Raw genomic sequence first — 18,560 nt, 5'->3', positions numbered from 1 at the left:
CGGGAGAACCAGCCAATACCCACAGATTTCTGGCGGGAGAGGAGCCATCCGTAGCCCCTCCCCCGTAACTTCACAACTGCGACACAGGAGGTGTCGCCAAAGATGACAAGCGCGCTTTTCATCTTTGTGAGGATCGGGAAAAGGACGCTTTTGCCGATCCGTAAAAGGGGGCGGGCAGGAGCCCGCATCCCGGGTCAAACCATCAGAACTTACCGTAATACCCCTCTTTCAGTGCATCGAAGAGGTTGGCGGCCGTGTGCATCTCGCCGTCGTACTCGACCTCCTCGTTGCCCTTCGCCTCGATCTCGGTGCCATCCTCCAGCTTGAACTTGTAGGTGGTGTTGGCGAGATCGGTCTCCTTCACCAGTACACCCTGGAACGCCTCGGGGTTGAAGCGGAAGGTGGTGCACCCTTTCAATCCCTGCTCGTAGGCGTAGAGGTAGATATCCTTGAAATCCTCATACGGGAAGTCGGTCGGCACGTTGGCGGTCTTGGAGATCGATGAGTCCACCCAACGCTGTGCTGCGGCCTGGATATCAACATGCTGCTTCGGCGTCACCTCATCTGCGGAGATAAAGTAGTCCGGCAGTTTGTTCGCCACATCATCGGTAAACGGCATCGCGTCGGCATTGACCAGCTCGCGGTAGGCGAGCATCTCGAAGGAGAAGACATCCACCTTCTCTTTACTCTTCTTGCCCTCGCGGATGATGTTGCGTGCATAGTGATGCGCGAAGGAGGGCTCGATACCGTTGGATGCGTTATTGGCCAGCGAGAGCGAGATGGTGCCGGTCGGGGCGATCGATGAGTGGTGGGTAAAACGGCACCCCTTGTCGATCATCGCCTCGATCATCGCCGCATCCTCTTCCGAACCGGTGGCGAGGAACTTCTGCATATATCTGGAGTACTTCGCCCACAGGACCTTACCGGCCAGCCTGTCGCCGATACGGATGCCGTCGTTGGCCATCTCGGGACGCTTGGCCATCATCTCCGGCGTCACCTGATACTCCTGCTCAAGCGCGGGGGCAGGCCCCTTCTCATCGGCCAGCGCAAGACCTGTCTGGAAACCGGTACGCGCCATCTCGTAGGCGATCTGCTCGGTGAACTGCAGCGATTCCGGGGTGCCGTAGGGGGTGCGCAGCATGGTCAGGGCGGAACCGAGACCGAGGAAACCCATACCGTGGCGACGCTTGGAGAGAATCTCCTCGCGCTGCTTCGGCAGCGGCAGGCCGTTGATATCGACGACGTTGTCGAGCATGCGGGTGAAGATCGCCACCACCTTGCGGTAGGCCTCCCAGTCGAAATGGGCGCTGTCGGTGAACGGCTCGCGCACGAACTTGGTCAGGTTGACCGATCCGAGCAGGCAGGCGCCGTAGGGCGGCAGCGGCTGCTCGCCGCAAGGGTTGGTGGCACGCACATCCTCGCAGAACCAGTTGTTGTTCAGATCGTTCACCTCATCGATCAGGATGAAGCCGGGCTCGGCGTAGTCGTAGGTGGAGGCCATGATCACATCCCAGAGCCGCTGCGCCTTCATGGTGCGGTACACCTTGCAGGCGACATGACCGCGATCGTCCTTCACCGCATCTTTCGGCGGGTTGGCCACATGTTTGAATACGATGCGTGTCTCGGCATCGTCGATCTCGGTCTGGCTGGCCGGGAACACGAGATCCCAGTCGCCATCGTTCTTCACCGCCTCCATGAAGTCGCGGGTGATCAGGCAGGAGAGATTGAACTGACGCAGCCGCCCGTCCTCGCGCTTGGCACGGATAAAGTCGGTGATATCGGGGTGGGAGATATCGAATGTCCCCATCTGGGCACCGCGGCGGCCGCCGGCACTGGATACGGTGAAGCACATCTTGTCGTAGATATCCATGAACGAGAGCGGGCCGGAGGTGTAGGCGCCGGCGCCGGACACATATGCCCCCTTGGGACGCAGTGTGGAGAATTCGTAACCGATGCCGCAGCCGGCCTTCAGCGTCAGTCCCGCCTCGTGAACCATGGAGAGAATACCGTCCATCGAATCGGGGATGGTGCCGGATACGGTACAGTTGATGGTGCTGGTGGCCGGCTTATGCGCCTCGGCACCGGCATTGGACATGATACGGCCGGCAGGGATCGCACCGTTGGCCAGCGCCCAGGTGAACTTCTCGAACCACTCGTCGCGCTTCTCCTCATCCTCGACCGCAGCCAGTGCCCTGGCAACGCGCTCATAGGTTGCTTCGATATCCTCATCGACGGCGTTCCCGAACTTGTCCTTGAGGCGATACTTCTTATCCCATATATCGAGCGATGCCGGCTGGAAACCGATCTCTGTCACCGCTTTATGCTGCGCCCCGTCAACCGACGCGATCTTCAAAATATTCGTGTTTGCACTCATGCTAGTCTCCCTCCGGCACTGCTCCGGCAAGCGCGCCGGAATACGAAATCTGCGGAGGAGTGTAGGCACTATATCTAGGGTGTCAAGCAATCTTGTTGCACTAACTGTAGTGTTTTTGCATGCACATCTTATGCACTGTTTATCCACAGGTTATGCAATAAAAAGGGGCGTAGCCCTATATATATAAAGGCTTTGTTTGGAGACTCGGCGTCGGCCTGATACGATGCGCATCCCATGAACGAGACAACCCGAAATATCGACAGCGACACAGCATCCGGCAGCCCGGAGGGCACAACCCACTTCGGCTTTGAGACCGTCAGCGGAAGCGAGAAGGTGAACCGCGTGATGGGCGTATTCTCATCTGTGGCCAGCCAGTACGACATCATGAACGACGTCATGAGCGGCGGCATGCACCGGCTCTGGAAACGGCGCATGATCGCAACTGCCGCCATCGGCGCAGGAAGCCGCGTACTCGATGTGGCGGCGGGCTCCGGCGATATCGCCATTGGCCTTGCCAGGAAGATGGGGCCGACCGGCCGCGTGGTACTCACCGACCTGAACGGCCCGATGCTGGCCGAGGGTGCGCGCCGGGTGATCGATGAGGGGCTGCTGCCGGGCCGCGCCGACTGCATCCAGTCCGACGGCACCAGGCTCGCGTTTGCCGACAACGCCTTCGACTGCGTTACCATCGCTTTCGGCATCCGCAACTTCCTCGATATCGAGGCTGGCTTAAGGGAGTTCTACCGCATCCTGAAGCCGGGGGGACAGTTCATCTGCCTGGAGTTTTCACGCCCCGTACTGCCCGGGCTCGACGTCATCTACGACGCCTACTCCTTCAATATCATTCCGCTGATGGGCGAGAAGGTGACCGGTGACCGCGACTCCTACCAGTACCTGGTCGAATCGATCCGCCGCTTCCCCGATCAGAAGCGCTTCGACAAGCTGATCAGCAGGGCCGGATTCGACCTCGTCAGGCACGACAACCTGACCGGCGGCATCGTCGCCCTGCACCGCGGGTATAAGGTTTAATTCATGATACGGACTCGGAACATCCTGTCCTCGCCTTATGACGCAACCCCAAAAGCGCGGTTTTGCGGTTGCTCACTAAAGCCGCACGTCCTGTGCGGTAGTGGAGCCCGCACGTGAGCGTGATGTTTTTACCATTGCGACTTATACCGGTGCCTGTGCAGTGCGTGGTCATGACCACGGTGCTCGACCTGGTCTTCTCTCGCGACGCAAACCTGAAGCCCTACATGGCCGATCTCGAGGGGCGGGTTTTCCGCATCCATGTCTCTGACACCGATGCGATCATGTTTCTCGGCTTTTCGCGCGGCAGGGCCTGGGTCCACTCCACCTATGACGGCACCCCCGATGTGCGCCTTACCGGCACCACGGCAGGCTTTGCACGCATGTGCTTTGCCCATGAGGACCCGGACGACCTTGTTTTCCAGCAGGTGCTGAAACTCTCCGGGGACTCCGATGCGATGTTGCGCTTCAAAAAGCTTTTTGCCGCTGCCGATCTGGACTGGGAGCGGGAGCTGCGCGCAAACTTCGGCGACTTTTTCGGCACCCGTGTCGCCCGCGCGGCCCATGCACTGGTCGCCACTGAGCAGAAGCTGGCCGAGGGTACGAGAAAGATGGTGCAGCAGAACCTGCAGGGGATGGATATTCCCGACCGTGAGCGCCTGCAGCAGTGGCAGGCGGGTGTCGAACACCTCTCCCACCAGATCAGCCGACTGAAAGGGCGCATCACCCGCCTCGAGCACCGGCACGAACATCTCATCGAAGAGAAGGTCGACTCCTGAACGTGGCATTCACCCCTATATGATCCGACTCCCCTCCAACCTTCGGCGCAACCTTCGCCTGATGCGCATCGGCCACATCCTGGCCACCCACGGCATGGCAGCGCTGGCAGTGCGCATGCGGCTCTTCTATCCCTATGTATGGCTTGTACAGCTGTTCAGGGGCGATGATCTGCCGAAGGATCTCGGCGCCCAGATCAGACTGGTGCTTGAGGAGCTGGGCCCCACCTTTATCAAGTTCGGGCAGATGCTCTCCACCCGTGTGGATCTGCTGCCGCTCGATGTCGCCCTGGAGCTGAAGAAGCTGCAGGACAATGTGCCGCCGGAACCGATCGCAAAGGTCCGACGCGTGATTGAGCAGAGCTTCAAAAAACCGGTGACCGGCGAGGGCGGTGTGTTTGCAGCCTTCGATGAGACACCGGTTGCCGCCGCATCGATCGCCCAGGTTCATTTTGCCGAACTGAAAGATGGCCGCCATGTCGCCGTGAAGGTGAGGCGGGATCATATCAGCCGCACGATCGAATCGGATCTCGCCATCCTTAAACTGCTGGCCGGCCTCTTCGACCGCTACTTCCCCGAATACCACCGCCTGAAGGCACCCCAGGTGATCGAGGAGTTCGCCGTGACCATCCGGGGGGAGCTGAATCTGCGTGCCGAAGCGGCCCACGCCAGCCGCTTTGCCGAGAACTTTGCCGGGGTTGAGGGGGTACGGGTTCCCGAGGTGATGTGGGACTACACCCAGACCGAGGTGCTGACCACCGAGCGCATCTCCGGTATCCCGATCGATGAGAAAGAGAAGCTGGAGGCGGCGGGGCATGACTGCCTGAAGCTCTGCGAACGCGCTGCCACCCAGTTCTTCCGCATGGTGTTTGTCGACGGCTACTTCCATGCCGACATGCATCCCGGCAACATCTTCGTTGCCGACAATGGCGATCTCATCTTTATCGATTTCGGCATCGTCGGTCGCCTTGATATCAGATCGCGCCGCTATATTGCCTCGATGCTTCTGGCCTTCCTGCAGGAGGATTACCGGCGCGCCGCCGAGGTGCATGTCGAGGCGGGCTACGTGCCGGCCAACACCGACATCTCCGCCTTCGAGGATGCGCTGCGGGAGATCGCCGTTCCGATCTTCAACCGGCCGCTTGGTGACATCTCGATTGCCGAACTGCTGCTCTCGATGTTCGCCGTCACCGAACGCTTCAAGATGGAGACGCAGCCGCAGCTGCTGCTGCTGCAGAAAACCATGGTTGTGATCGAAGGGGTGGCCAGGGAGCTCGCCGATCAGGCCAATGTCTGGATGCTCGCCAGGCCTTTGATCACCGAATGGGTCTCCCGCCATATGGGACCCGTCGGCCGGGCCGAGGCAATCGGCGAGGAGATTCACGGCCAGCTGCGCGACTGGATGCAGCTGCCTGCCAAGATTGACAGCGTACTCTCACGTATCGACGAGGGATCGGTCACCTTCACCAGTGAGCCGTCACGCCTCTCCACCGCAATAGGCGCCATGCTCTCGGCTGCCGGCGGCGGCTGGCTGGTCTGGAACAGCGCGAACGATGCAGGCAGCGGCCTGCTGCTGCTCTCAGCCGCCCTGATGGGTCTCGGTTTCGTGCTTGCGGTAAGCCGCACCTGACAGAGGTTGGTGGTTTCATCTCTTTCGTCTATAGTTCGCAGCGATTTTCCAGGTTTCACCCAACTCCATTACTTAAGGCAGGATATTCATGAGCCGAAATTTTGTATTTACATCCGAATCCGTTTCCGAGGGTCACCCGGACAAGGTTGCTGACCGCATCTCCGACGGCATTCTCGATGCCATTCTCGAGCAGGACAGGTACGCACGCGTAGCATGCGAAACCATGGTCACCACCGGCCTGGCGCTGATTGCCGGCGAGATCACCACATCTGCCGTGATCGACTATCAGGATGTTGTACGCAGCGCCATCAAGGAGATCGGCTACAACAGCTCAGCCATGGGCTTTGACTGGGAGTCCTGCGCGGTACTCGTAAGCCTCGACAAACAGTCGCCTGATATCGCCATGGGCGTTAACGAAGGCGAGGGGCTGGATCTCGACCAGGGTGCCGGCGACCAGGGGCTGATGTTCGGATATGCATCCAACGAAACCGAAGTGCTGATGCCAACCCCGATCCATCTCTCGCACCTGCTGGTGGCCAAACAGGCAGAGAAGCGCAAGAACGGCACGCTGAACTTCCTGCGCCCCGATGCGAAGTCCCAGGTCACTGTCCGTTACGAAAACTACAAGCCTGTCGCTATCGATGCCGTGGTACTCTCCACACAGCACAATCCGGATATCGAGCACAAGGTGCTCTGCGAAGCGATCATGGATGAGGTGATCAACCCGGTACTCGGATCAACCGGCCTGCTGCACTCCGGCACCGAGTATCACATCAACCCGACCGGTCGTTTCGTGATCGGCGGCCCGGTTGGCGACTGCGGTGTTACCGGTCGCAAGATCATTGTTGATACCTATGGCGGCTTCGGCCACCACGGTGGCGGCGCATTCTCGGGCAAGGATCCGACGAAGGTGGACCGCTCCGCCTGCTACATGATGCGCTATGTCGCCAAGAACATTGTCGCTGCAGGCCTGGCTGATCGCTGTGAGGTGCAGGTGGCCTATGCCATCGGCGTGGCACACCCGCTCTCCGTCATGGTCAACACCTTCGGCACCGGCAAGATCGACGAAGGAAAACTCTCCGGCATCGTGCGCGAAGTCTTTGACCTGCGTCCGAAGGGGATTGTGCAGGCGCTTGATCTGCTGCGTCCGATTTACGCACAGACTGCAGCTTACGGTCACTTCGGCCGTGAACTGCCTGACTTCACATGGGAGAAGACCGATAAGGTTGATGCCCTCAAGGCAGCCGCCGGGGTATAATTACAGTCCGGAGCAGATGCACTCCGCATCTTCCGGATGAGATAACGGCAGATCCGGTCACTTCAGGGTGGCCGGATTTTTTGCCGGACTGAGGAGCACTGCAGTGCCGCAAAGGCGGCACCAGGCTCAGTCGAAAAATGTTCAACGGTGCTCATATTTTTATGCCCGGCCATTGCAAACAGCCGGGCAAGCCATAGGAGTATGAGAATGTCTGAATTTACCGATTATAAAGTAGCCGATATGTCCCCGAAAACCATCGCCTGGGGCCGCAAAGAGCTGACCATCGCCGAAACAGAGATGCCGGGGCTGATGGCCACGCGCGAAAAGTATGCTGCCGAGCAGCCGCTCAAGGGTGCACGCATTGCAGGCAGCCTGCACATGACCATCCAGACCGGCGTTTTGATTGAAACACTGACTGCACTCGGTGCCGAAGTGCGCTGGGCATCATGCAACATCTACTCGACACAGGATCACGCTGCTGCAGCGATCGCTGCCGAGGGTGTTCCGGTTTTTGCCCATAAGGGCGAGACGCTGGAGGAGTACTGGGAGTTTTGCCACAACATCATGGAGTGGCATGACGGCGGCACGCCAAACATGATTCTTGACGATGGTGGCGATGCCACGCTGCTGCTGATTCTCGGCGCCAAGGCGGAGAAAGACCCCGCGGTACTGGATAACCCCGGCTCTGAAGAGGAGGAGTATCTCTTCGCATCCATCAAGAAACGCCTGGCCACGCAGCCTGGTTACTACACCAGCCGTCGCGATGCGATTCGCGGTGTAACCGAAGAGACCACCACAGGCGTACACCGCCTCTACCAGATGCAGGAGGCTGGCGACCTGCCATTCCCGGCCATCAATGTGAACGACTCTGTGACCAAGTCCAAGTTCGACAACCTCTACGGCTGCCGCGAGTCACTGCTGGACGGCATCAAGCGTGCCACAGATGTGATGATTGCAGGCAAGATCTGCGTGGTTCTGGGTTACGGCGATGTCGGTAAAGGCTGTGCACAGGCATTCCGCGGCATGGGTGCCACCACCTGGGTGACCGAGATCGATCCGATCTGCGCCCTGCAGGCGGCCATGGAGGGCTACCGTGTTGTGAACATGGACGATGCATGCGCACTGGGCGACATCTTCGTCACCACCACCGGCAACTACCATGTCATCACTCACGACCACATGGCTGCAATGAAAGATCAGTCGATCGTCTGCAACATCGGCCACTTCGACAACGAAATTGATGTGGCCAGCCTGAAGAAGTATGAGTGGGATAATGTTAAGCCACAGGTGGATCAGATCATCTTCCCGGACGGCAAGCGCATCACGCTGCTGGCTGAGGGCCGACTGGTGAACCTTGGCTGCGGAACCGGCCATCCGAGTTTCGTCATGTCCAACTCCTTTACCAACCAGACACTGGCGCAGATCGAACTGTTCACACAGAGCGGCGAGTACAAGAATGAAGTCTATACGCTGCCTAAAAAGCTGGACGAAGAGGTGGCACGTCTGCATCTGGCCAAGGTTGGCGTTAACCTGACGCCACTGTCTCAGGAACAGGCTGATTACATCGGCGTACCGGTGGAAGGTCCATACAAGCCGAACCACTACCGCTACTAAGGATTGCGCGGGGGCAGTGGCCATGAAGATCAATACTGTTCTGATTGCCACTGCCTTTGCCTGCCTTGTTGCCGGCCAGCCTGGCCAGGCAGCTGGCGGACTCGGCATTGATGCCCGCTTCGACCTGACCAATGACGGCATCGTCGACGCCTCGGACTGGCAACGCATGACCGAGGATGCCAAGCGCGCCTATGCCAATGAGTCGGTCAAGGCGATGGGCGAAGATCCCCATGCCGTTCTGGAAGGGAGTGAAACCCGCGGAGCTCACTTCCTGAAAGCGCTTCGCTCGGTCTACGAATAGAGCACCGGATATGTCAAACAAGAAAAGCGCCCATGAACAGGCGCTTTTTTTATGCCGCCTGCCTGCTTTGCCGCAACAGCAGTTCAATATGATCGATCCTCACCGGTGCGGGAGGGTGCGAGTCATACCACGCGCTGTGCAGCGCATCGGGGGTGAGGGTGCTGGCATTGTCCTCGTACATCTTCACCAGGGCATCCGCAAGCGCCTGCCCGCTGCTGTTGGCGACCGCATATGCATCAGCCTCAAACTCGTTTTTACGTGAGAAGTAGCTCATCAGCGGCGTGATCGCGAAAGTGAAAACCGGCAGCACCAGCATGAACAGCACCAGCGCTGCATGATTGGAGGGCTGCTTTACCCCCAGCCCGACATAAAACCATGCCTGCTGGCTCAACCAGCCGAGCAGGGCAAAACCCAGAAGATTCATCATCACCATTACAATCAGCCGCTTTTTGACATGGCCGTGGTGAAAGTGCCCCAGCTCATGGGCCAGCACCGCCTCGGTCTCCAGCGGCTCCAGCTGATTAATCAGGGTATCGAAAAAAACAATGCGCTTGGCGTTGCCAAGGCCGGTAAAATAGGCGTTGCCGTGGCTGGAGCGGCGCGAACCGTCCATGACAAACAGGCCGTTACTTTTGAATCCGCAACGATCAAGCAGCGCCTCGATGCGCTGCTTCATCTCCCCGTCCGGCAGTGCGGTGAACTTATTAAACAGCGGCGCGATGAACGTCGGATAGGCCCAGATCATGAAGAGCATAAACAGCGTCAGAAACAGCCAGCCATAGAACCACCAGAGGTCCCCGGCCCCTTCCATCAGGGCCAGAATCACCCATGCCAGAGGCGTACCGATGACCAGCATCAGCGCCAGCTGCTTCACCATGTCGCTGACAAAGAGTGCGGCGGTCATTTTGTTGAACCCGAAGCGCGCCTCGATGGCAAAGGTGCCGTAGAGCTCAAGCGGCAGATCCAGCAGGGAACCGATCAGGGCGAAGAGAATCAGAAAGGCGACACCGCTCCATACTTCGGAGAGCCCGAACGAGGCGGTGATATCCGAGAGAAGGGCCAGGCCGCCGCCAAGTGTCCATGCGAGCAACAGCAGCAGCCCCCAGATCCGACCGATGTTGCCCAGCTGTATCTTGGCCCTGGTGTAGTCAGCAGCCTTCTGATGCGCAGACAACGGAATCTTTTCGGCAAAACGGGGAGGGACAGCCCCCCTGTTACGCAGCACCGAATTTTGCTGCCGCCAGGAGAGATAGAGACCTGTCATCGTCGCCAATAGTGCGAAGCTGACCACGCTCCATGTCCATGCAGTAATCATCGCTATCACCTCAAAAAAACCGGCCGCCGTTTAGAGCGGCAGCCGAAAATATTTAAACCGGGCAGGCGTGTTAATCCTCGATCGTTGCCAATCCTCTTTGAAGTGTCAGAGAGGCCTGCAGCAACGGCATCAGCAGTGCCGCACCTTTACCGCCACTCAGACTTCTCTTCAGATGCATCATTGCCTCAAGCCCCAGCTCTTCAAGCACAATGCGGTGAGCACTCTCATCGGAGACGAAACTGGCCAGCAACCAGCCCGCAATGCGCACATCCCATGCCGTAGCAGCAAGCGCCGCAACGGCAGATGCCTTGCCATCGAGCAATACCGGCACACCTTTACGTGCTGCCGCACGGAAGAATCCCGCCATCGCTGCCAGCTCTAAACCGCCAAGCTCCCTCAGTATATCGTGTGATGGGGTTCCCCGGGCACGCTCGAGGGAAGCCTCAAGGGCCATCAGCTCATCCGGATAGCTCTCATGGCTGCCCGACTCCAGCGCCTCTTCAGGAGCGACACCCGCCAGTTCACAGAGCAGGGCGGCAACCGATACATGGTCGCCGGATGCAAGTGAGCTTGTCGCCAGCAGGTTTGCCCCATCGCTGATCGCCCTGGCAGCCAGCTCCTCTCCGATACCCACGGCTTCCCAGTACTCCTCCTGGCTCATCGCAGGCTCTACCCTGATATCGCCTGAGCCCGACTCCCTTACGGTTTCGCTATCAACACCCGTGATCTCATCCCTTACACCGAGATTGACAATGCTCAAGGATGCCCCTGCCTCTTTTGCCAGCTTCCGAATGACGGAATCGGAAGATGTCGCATGGGCGACCCGTCCGGCAGTGCCTGACCTGGAGTCCTGATGCGACAATGAGGCCGCAACGCCGTGATCGGCGGCAAACAGGACGATGGCAGGCTTCAGCTGGTCGGGAAGCTCCTTGCCCTGTCGCTTGGCAAACCAGTTCGCCACATCCTCAAGCCGGCTTATGCAACCGGCAGGCTGAAGAAGCGAGCTGTAGTGTTCGCTTTCCGGATTAATGACAGGAATTTCCATCATTCACTTCCCCCTGAGCAGTGCGACGCATCGAGCACCCTCACACAAGTATAGCCGGAAAACCGGCCTTTGCGACCCTGAAGGAAGCTCACTCCGCGAGGTAGGAGTCGATCAGTGAGCAAATCGCATCCGGAGAGACATCTTCGGCCAGAAATGCGTTGCCGATACCGTGCAGCAGAATATAGCGGATCCGGCTGCCGACATTCTTCTTGTCATGCCCCATCGCATCGAGCCACTGCTGTGCAGAAAATGCCGGAACATCGACAGGCAGGCCGACCTGTCGGTAACAGGTGCGGATCGCATCCTCGGTGCCTGCAGGCGCATGGCCGAGCTGTTCCGAAAGGCGTGCGGCCATCAGCGTGCCAATCGCCACGGCTTCACCATGCAGGTAGGTGCTATAGTGGGTCATCGATTCAATCGCGTGGCCGAATGTGTGGCCGAGATTAAGCAGCGCCCGCTGCCCCTGTTCTGTCTCGTCGGCCATCACCACCTCGGCCTTGTGACGGCAGGAGCTAAGAATCATCTTCCCAAGCACATCGGCATCAAGGTTGAGGGCGGCATGCATGTTTTCCCGCATCCATGCAAACAAAGCGGCATCGCGGATCAGGCCGTACTTGACCGCCTCGGCGATACCTGCCCTGATTTCACGCAGCTCCAGCGTGTTCAGCACCGTGGGATCAATCCAGACCAGTTTCGGCTGATAGAAGGCGCCGATCATGTTCTTGCCGTGCGGATGGTTGATCGCCGTCTTGCCTCCGACACTGGAGTCCACCTGTGCCAGTACGGTCGTCGGCACCTGGATAAAGGGAATGCCGCGCCGGTAACAGGCTGCTGCAAAGCCGGTCATATCACCGACCACGCCACCGCCGAGCGCAATCACCGGCTCATTGCGCGAAAGCTTGGCCTCCATCAGGGCGTCCATGATCAGGCCAAAGCTCTCCATGGTTTTGTAGCGCTCGCCATCGGCAAGGATGCATTCGGATACCTGCCAGCCAGCCAGCTCCAGTGAAGTGCGCACAGAATCCATATAGAGCGGAGCAACGGTGACATTACTGATCACCATGCAACGGCTCGGGGAGCTGAACAGCCCCGCCATCGCCTCACCGAGGCGGCCGAGGCAGCCCGGTTCAATATGGATATCGTAGGAGCGTGGGCCCAGTTCGACCCGGTAGGTGTGTTGTGCAGTGCCAGTTTCACTCATTAGCCAACTCTGACAGTTTCGGCACGACCTGAGCAAGCCGGAAATTACGCGGCCGGTTCAAACCTCAGGGCCACGCCATTATTGCACCAGCGCTGACCGGTCGGCTGAGGCCCGTCGTTGAAGACGTGCCCCTGATGGCCGCCGCAGCGGGCACAATGGTATTCGGTACGCGGCCAGACCAGTCTGAAGTCCCGTTTGGTTTCGACATGCCCCTCAATCGGAGCGTAGAAGCTCGGCCAGCCGGTGCCGGAGTCGAACTTGGTATCGGAGGAGAAGAGCGGCAGATCACAGCCGGCGCAGTGGTATGTGCCTTTATCGTACTGCTTGTTAAGCGGACTGCTAAAGGCGCGCTCGGTGCCCTCGTTGCGCAACACCTCATACTGCTCGGGGGTGAGCAGCTTACGCCACTCGGCATCCGACTTTTCAATCCTCTTAATCATCCTGTTACTCCTTTTTTCTCCCGCCTGCAGCAGGCGCGGCATCGCCAGAACCACGCCGGCCGCCAACCCGGCCCTGAGAAAGTCCCGCCTATTCATGCGACGCTCCCCAGAGCTGCTCAAGGCGCTGATCGCGGCCGCAGTTGTAACGGTAGAATTTATAGCGGATAGGGTTTTTTAAATAGTAGTTCTGGTGATACTCCTCAGCAGGCCAGAACTCGCCGGCCTCGACGATCTCGGTCACCAGCGGTGCGGCAAACGATTTGGTTTTCTCGATCTTCAACTTCGATGCCTGCGCCAGTTCGTGCTGCTGCCCGTTATGATAGAAGATTGCCGGCCGGTACTGGCTACCCACATCGCAAAACTGGCGGTTGGCGGTGGTCGGGTCGGAGTTGCGCCAGTAGACCTCCAGCAGCTTCGCATAGGAGACCCGTGCCGGATCAAAGACAATCTGTATGGCCTCGGTATGGCCCGTTGAACCGGCTGAAACCTCTTGGTAACTCGGGTTCCGCTTGCTGCCACCGGTATAGCCGGAGGTGGTAGAGATCACCCCGTCCAGTTCATCAAACGGATGCTCCATGCACCAGAAGCAGCCAGCCGCAAAGGTTGCCTTCTCCATCCCTTTTGCCTCTGTGGTGTTCGTTAATGCCATCATCATCGCCATCGCCAACAATATTATTCGCTTCATACAGCCTCCTGAATGCCAGTTAGACGTCCAGATGCACAGATCATTACAGACTATTTCTGAATTTCAGATGAATGATCGCGACAGGATGGGCACAATCCCGGCATGGACGAATTTGATCTCATCGTGATCGGCGCAGGTGCGGCAGGGCTGATGTGCGCCGGAACCGCCGCCACATACGGAAAATCGGTAGTGGTTATCGACCATGCCGAGAAGGCGGGCAAAAAGATTCTCATCTCGGGAGGCGGGCGCTGCAACTTCACCAACCGCTTTGCCACCGCCGGCGATTTCATCTCAAGCAATCCCCACTTCTGTAAGTCGGCACTGGCCCGCTTCACGGCTGCCGACTTTATCGGGATGGTTGAGCGCGCCGGCATCAAATACCACGAGCGCGATCACGGCCAGCTTTTCTGTGACGATTCCGCCAGAGAGATTGTCGAACTGCTGCTGCGGCCGTGCCGGGAGCACGGCGTCAATATGCAGCTGAACTGCACGATTGGCAGCATTCAAAACAATGGCCGCTTCGTGGTTGATACCGACAGGGGCACTTTTCGGGCCAGCGCGCTCGTCATTGCCACGGGTGGACTCTCCATTCCGAAAATGGGGGCGACCCCGTTCGGAATAAGGCTGGCTGAACAGTTCGGTCTGCAGATTGTGCCAACGGTTGCGGGACTGGCACCCTTCACCTTTACCGGCAGGGAGAAGGAGTCGCTTAAAGCCCTGGCCGGCATATCGCTGGATGTTTCGGTACATTGCCGCGGCAAGAGCTTCGCGGAGGCGATGCTCTTTACCCATCGCGGACTTTCTGGGCCCGCCATGCTGCAGATCTCATCCTACTGGCAGCCTGGTGATACTCTGGAGATCGACCTGCTGCCGGGCATTGATGTCGAGGCACTCCTGGCTGAAAAACGGCAGTCACGCCCGCAGGCGATGCTGGCCACGATCCTCTCCGAGCAACTGCCGAAGCGGCTCGTCCAGCTGTTGTGTGAAAGCCACATCAGCGACATGCGCATGTCACAGATGAGTGAACGGACGATGGGTGAGGTCGCAATCCGTCTCCACTGCTGGCGACTGAAGCCGAACGGCACCGAAGGCTACCGGACCGCCGAAGTCACCGTCGGCGGCATCGATACCAACGAACTCTCATCCAAAACGATGGAGGCGAAGAAAGTGCCCGGCCTCTACTTCATCGGCGAGGTGGTGGATGTCACAGGACACCTCGGCGGCTTCAATTTCCAGTGGGCCTGGTCATCCGGATACGCTGCGGCACTTGCCATCGCCGGCCATATCTAAGACTGCCTCCGTACAGGACAGGCCACAGGATAGCCGTTCGGCCGGGCTTTAGAGCGCCAGCAGGGTGAGGGCCACGGATGGACAGGATAAATCTTATCTGAAATAGGTCGGATCGATATTGTATTTACGCAATAGTTTGCGAACCGTATTGCGGTTCAGCCCCAGCATATCGGCCACCTTCAGCTGATTGCCGTTGCAGCGCTCCATCGCCAGCAGCAGCAGCGGCGGCTCTACCTGCTCCAGCATATGCTGGTACATATTCACCGGCTTGGCGTAACCGAGCTGGTGCATGTAGTTGCGGGTGCAGCGGGTAACCGCTTCGGAGAGCGTCTCCTCCCCCCTCTTCATGTTATCGACATTGCCCAGCGCCAGCGCCACGTCGGAGAGCGTAATGCTTGCACCCGGCGTCAACACCGCCAGCCGGCGCATCACATTCTTCAGTTCGCGCACATTGCCCGGCCAGTCATGGCGGGTGAGCAGGTCTGCCGCATCATCAAGCAGGATCGGTGCATCCATGCCCAACTCCTCAACCGCCTGATCGAGCAGGAAGTTTGCCAGCTCCATGATATCATCACGGCGCTCACGCAGCGGCGGAATGTGGACGGGAATCACATTCAGGCGGTAGTAGAGATCCTCCCTGAACTCCCCCCTGCTGATTTTTTCGGGCAGATGCTGGTGGGTGGCGGCAAGCAGCCGTACATTGACCACTTTTGATGAACTGCCACCAACGCGCTGAACACGCCCCTCCTCGAGCACGCGCAACAGCTTTGCCTGCAGTGCTGCCGGCATATCACCGATCTCATCAAGGAAGAGGGTGCCGCCATCGGCCTGTTCAAAACGGCCCTCGCGGGTTTTATCAGCACCCGTAAAGGATCCCTTTTCGTGACCGAACAGCTCCGACTCGAGAAGTTCGGCCGGAATTGCCGCCGTATTGATGGCCACAAACGGTTTTTTGGCCCGCTGGCTTCGCTCATGCAGTGTGCGCGCCACCATCTCCTTACCGGTACCCGACTCACCGGTAATCAGCACGGTAAGGTCGGAAGCCGCCACGCGGCCAAGGGTGCGGAAGAGGTTCTGCATTGCCTGGCTGCGTCCGATAATCATATCGTGCTGCACATTGATGGCAGGTTTATCTTCCACCTTTCTGGTTTTCTTCTTGGGGCGCACGCGCTGCACGAGCTGGCGCACCTCGTTGATATCAAACGGTTTCGGCAGATACTCCATGGCGCCAATGCGGTAGGCCTCGGCGGCATGGCCGAAGGTGGTTTCGGCAGTCAGCATCACTACAGGCATGGTGAAAACGCCGGTGGCCAGCAGATCCATGCCGTTGCCATCCGGCAGATAGACATCGAGGAATGCGATATCAAAGGCGCCATCAGCCAGCGCTTCTTCAGCTTCGGCAATCGTGCCGGCCTGCACAACCTCCACCGCCTCCTCTTTGAGCACACGGTCAAGAATCCAGCGAATCCCATCGTCGTCATCAATCACCAGTGCCCGCATCACTGCTCCTCCTGCCCTGTCTGCCTGACCGGCAGATGCAATGTCATTGTTGTTCGTCCGTTTTCACTTTTCACGCTTACCCTGCCGCCATGCTCCACCATCACCCGCTCCACCAGAGCCAGGCCCAGACCGCTGCCGCGTGTTTTTCCGGTCACATAGGGCTCAAAGAGGCGCTCACGCAACTCCTGCGGCACCATACGTCCATCGTTGGTGATGCGCACCTCGACCACCTGTCCGCCATGACCGGGCAGGTGCACAAGCGGCGCCATGCGCGTCTGCCACTCAATAGAGGTCTCAGCCGCCTCGCAGGCATTCTGCCAGAGATTCTCCAGTGCCTGCCTGAGCCGGGCGGGGTGGGTCAGAATCTCCGGCAGACTCGGATCGAACACCCGATGCACATGGATGCCATCCTGGTAAACGGTCACCTCCTGGATCAGGGCATGCAGGTTGGTCATCTCCATCTTCACCTCAGCCCTCGGCCCCACCTGCAGGAAGGCATCGATACGGTCACGGATGCGGTCCACGCCGCTCAGCATCTGAATTACCGCCTCCCTGTTTGTGCTGGAGATATCCTCCTGTTCGGCAAGCCACTGCGCCGCTCCCCTGAGTGCAGCCAGCGGGTTTTTCACTTCATGTGCCATCTCAAGTGCAATACGCGCTACCGCCTCGGCCATTTCGTGGCGTTTGTTGTGCCGCTCCACCTCGCTTCGTGCCGCTTCCGGCACAAAGAGCGCGGAGATGCCCTCCTCATGGCAGCCCAAATGCAGGGATACCGGCATCCCCGTTTTCAGAATGGATATCTGATGGTCGGAGACGCTGCTGTGCGGCGTCAGCCGCTCAAACAGTTTATCAATCTCGGCACGTGGTGAAAAAATACCGTTCATATGCACGCCGATCAGTCTGCGCTCAGACCTCCCCAGCACCTCCTGCGCAGGGATGTTGCAACGCACCACCCGCGCATCGTGATCGAGCAGCAGAAGCGGCACAGGTACCGCAGCAAGCGAGATCAGATCAGGCGACATCGGAGAGCTCATCCTCATGCTCACCAAGACCCAGGAAGTAACCCTGTGCAAAATCGAGCATCTGCTGCCAGTCGTTCATCACCTGGAAGTGGGAGCGGAAATCGGCTGAACCGCGCAAACCCTTGCTGTACCAGATCACATGTTTACGGGCCATTTTCGAGGCGAACTTCACCCCGTGGTGCTCGGCAAGGTTGTTCATGTGTTCGATAACGATTGCCCAGCGCTCTTCAGCTGTCGGCGCAGCAGGCTTCGGCTCCCCGGTCAGTGCGGCATACACCTCACCGAGAACCCAGGGATTGCCCTGCACCGCGCGCCCGACCATGACGCCATCACAGTTCGAGATGCGGATCATCTCTTTCGCGGATTCTCCGTCGACAATGTCACCATTGCCGATCACCGGGATCGAACAGGCCGCCTTGGCCAGCCCGATATCCTCCCAGTTTGCGTGGCCGTGGAACATCTGGGCGCGTGTGCGCCCGTGCACCGTCAGCATCTGGATGCCACTCTCTTCGGCAATGCGGGCGATATTCTCGACATTCTTCGAGACCTCATCCCAGCCGGTGCGTATCTTCAGTGTCACCGGAACATCAACCGCCTTGACCACGGCCTCCAGCACGCGCGCTACCAGCGCCTCGTCTTTCAGCATGGCGGAACCTGCTGTCTGCTTGCAGATCTTCTTCACCGGGCAACCCATATTGATATCGACAAAATCGGCCCCGTGTCCAACCGCCCAGCGTGCCGCCTCGGTGACAAACAGGGGATCGGAACCGGCAATCTGGATCGATGCCGGATGCTCCTCCGCGCCGAGTTCGGCCATCCGCTCGGTGCGCTCGCGCCCCATATCCACGGCACGTGATGCAATCATTTCGGTGACCACAAGCCCGACGCCAAAGCGTTTGCATATCTTGCGAAACGGCAGGTCGGTGATGCCTGCCATCGGCGCCAGCACCAGCGGCACATCGATATTGAAGTTGCCCAGTTTGAAACCTGGGAGAAGGTGTTTGCTCTTATCCAAGTCCGAATCCATCCGTTTGCGTACAACATGCTCTGCTGCCTAAATATTGGGCAACACTACCGATTCGC

The 18,560-nt window shown here is 58.9% G+C and carries 16 protein-coding genes and 1 riboswitch; of the genes, 7 read left to right on the top strand and 9 right to left on the bottom strand.

Going from position 1 to position 18,560, the window contains the following annotated elements; translation table 11 throughout:
* Positions 1 to 202 precede the first annotated feature (202 nt).
* Positions 203 to 2,374, bottom strand: a complete 2,172-nt coding sequence (locus Ga0123462_RS00755; RefSeq protein WP_100264550.1) for an adenosylcobalamin-dependent ribonucleoside-diphosphate reductase — start codon at positions 2,372 to 2,374, stop codon at positions 203 to 205.
* A gap of 234 nt (positions 2,375 to 2,608) precedes the next feature.
* On the opposite strand from Ga0123462_RS00755, the gene Ga0123462_RS00750 reads away from it, so the two are divergent.
* The 6 genes from Ga0123462_RS00750 to Ga0123462_RS00725 all read left to right on the top strand — a co-directional run bounded on the left by Ga0123462_RS00750 (position 2,609) and on the right by Ga0123462_RS00725 (position 8,979).
* A complete protein-coding gene (locus Ga0123462_RS00750; protein ID WP_100264549.1) occupies positions 2,609 to 3,403 on the top strand; it encodes a class I SAM-dependent methyltransferase in 795 nt (264 codons plus the stop codon).
* Between the two features lie 122 nt (positions 3,404 to 3,525).
* A complete protein-coding gene (ubiT, locus tag Ga0123462_RS00745) occupies positions 3,526 to 4,179 on the top strand; it encodes a ubiquinone anaerobic biosynthesis accessory factor UbiT (RefSeq protein WP_232726669.1) in 654 nt (217 codons plus the stop codon).
* A 19-nt stretch (positions 4,180 to 4,198) separates the two neighbouring features.
* Positions 4,199 to 5,806 carry a 2-polyprenylphenol 6-hydroxylase gene (ubiB, locus tag Ga0123462_RS00740; RefSeq protein WP_232726482.1) on the top strand — a complete coding sequence of 536 codons (1,608 nt, stop codon included), beginning with the start codon at positions 4,199 to 4,201 and terminating at the stop codon, positions 5,804 to 5,806.
* Positions 5,807 to 5,894: 88 nt separating this feature from the next.
* On the top strand, positions 5,895 to 7,064 hold the full coding sequence (gene metK / locus Ga0123462_RS00735) for a methionine adenosyltransferase (RefSeq protein WP_100264547.1): 1,170 nt from the start codon (positions 5,895 to 5,897) through the stop codon (positions 7,062 to 7,064).
* A gap of 84 nt (positions 7,065 to 7,148) precedes the next feature.
* Positions 7,149 to 7,224: riboswitch (S-adenosyl-L-homocysteine riboswitch) on the top strand.
* A gap of 47 nt (positions 7,225 to 7,271) precedes the next feature.
* A complete protein-coding gene (ahcY, locus tag Ga0123462_RS00730) occupies positions 7,272 to 8,678 on the top strand; it encodes an adenosylhomocysteinase (protein WP_100264546.1) in 1,407 nt (468 codons plus the stop codon).
* Positions 8,679 to 8,700: 22 nt separating this feature from the next.
* Positions 8,701 to 8,979 (top strand): hypothetical protein, encoded by a 279-nt coding sequence (locus Ga0123462_RS00725; RefSeq protein WP_100264545.1) that lies wholly within the window; start codon positions 8,701 to 8,703, stop codon positions 8,977 to 8,979.
* Positions 8,980 to 9,028: 49 nt separating this feature from the next.
* Here Ga0123462_RS00725 and Ga0123462_RS00720 read toward each other — a convergent pair whose 3' ends face one another.
* The 5 genes from Ga0123462_RS00720 to msrA form a co-directional block, all read right to left on the bottom strand.
* Entirely contained in the window at positions 9,029 to 10,291 is a 1,263-nt protein-coding gene (locus tag Ga0123462_RS00720; protein ID WP_100266406.1) for a M48 family metallopeptidase, read from the bottom strand.
* A gap of 73 nt (positions 10,292 to 10,364) precedes the next feature.
* Entirely contained in the window at positions 10,365 to 11,342 is a 978-nt protein-coding gene (locus tag Ga0123462_RS00715; RefSeq protein ID WP_232726480.1) for a nicotinate-nucleotide--dimethylbenzimidazole phosphoribosyltransferase, read from the bottom strand.
* Positions 11,343 to 11,427: 85 nt separating this feature from the next.
* A complete protein-coding gene (gene aroB, locus Ga0123462_RS00710; protein WP_100264544.1) occupies positions 11,428 to 12,540 on the bottom strand; it encodes a 3-dehydroquinate synthase in 1,113 nt (370 codons plus the stop codon).
* 44 nt (positions 12,541 to 12,584) lie between these two features.
* Positions 12,585 to 13,076 (bottom strand): peptide-methionine (R)-S-oxide reductase MsrB, encoded by a 492-nt coding sequence (msrB, locus tag Ga0123462_RS00705; RefSeq protein ID WP_100264543.1) that lies wholly within the window; start codon positions 13,074 to 13,076, stop codon positions 12,585 to 12,587.
* On the bottom strand, positions 13,069 to 13,665 hold the full coding sequence (gene msrA, locus Ga0123462_RS00700) for a peptide-methionine (S)-S-oxide reductase MsrA (protein WP_100264542.1): 597 nt from the start codon (positions 13,663 to 13,665) through the stop codon (positions 13,069 to 13,071). The genes msrB and msrA overlap by 8 nt, the downstream gene beginning before the upstream one ends.
* A 102-nt stretch (positions 13,666 to 13,767) precedes the next feature.
* Between msrA and Ga0123462_RS00695 the strand changes: the two genes are divergently transcribed.
* Entirely contained in the window at positions 13,768 to 14,955 is a 1,188-nt protein-coding gene (locus Ga0123462_RS00695; RefSeq protein ID WP_100264541.1) for a BaiN/RdsA family NAD(P)/FAD-dependent oxidoreductase, read from the top strand.
* Positions 14,956 to 15,048: 93 nt separating this feature from the next.
* Here Ga0123462_RS00695 and Ga0123462_RS00690 read toward each other — a convergent pair whose 3' ends face one another.
* The 3 genes from Ga0123462_RS00690 to dusB are packed head-to-tail and all read right to left on the bottom strand — an operon-like array spanning position 15,049 to position 18,492.
* Complete coding sequence (locus Ga0123462_RS00690) at positions 15,049 to 16,455, bottom strand: sigma-54-dependent transcriptional regulator (protein WP_100264540.1); 1,407 nt, start codon at positions 16,453 to 16,455, stop codon at positions 15,049 to 15,051.
* Positions 16,455 to 17,489: a two-component system sensor histidine kinase NtrB gene (locus tag Ga0123462_RS00685; RefSeq protein ID WP_232726479.1), complete on the bottom strand. Its 1,035-nt coding sequence runs from the start codon at positions 17,487 to 17,489 to the stop codon at positions 16,455 to 16,457. The genes Ga0123462_RS00690 and Ga0123462_RS00685 overlap by 1 nt, the downstream gene beginning before the upstream one ends.
* Entirely contained in the window at positions 17,467 to 18,492 is a 1,026-nt protein-coding gene (gene dusB, locus Ga0123462_RS00680; protein WP_232726478.1) for a tRNA dihydrouridine synthase DusB, read from the bottom strand. Before dusB ends, Ga0123462_RS00685 begins: the two co-directional genes overlap by 23 nt.
* Positions 18,493 to 18,560 lie beyond the last annotated feature (68 nt).

The sequence above is a fragment of the Mariprofundus ferrinatatus genome, assembly GCF_002795825.1.
Taxonomy (GTDB): domain Bacteria; phylum Pseudomonadota; class Zetaproteobacteria; order Mariprofundales; family Mariprofundaceae; genus Mariprofundus; species Mariprofundus ferrinatatus.
Note: the sequence above shows the minus strand (reverse complement) of the source record. Positions and strands in the feature narration are given on the sequence as shown.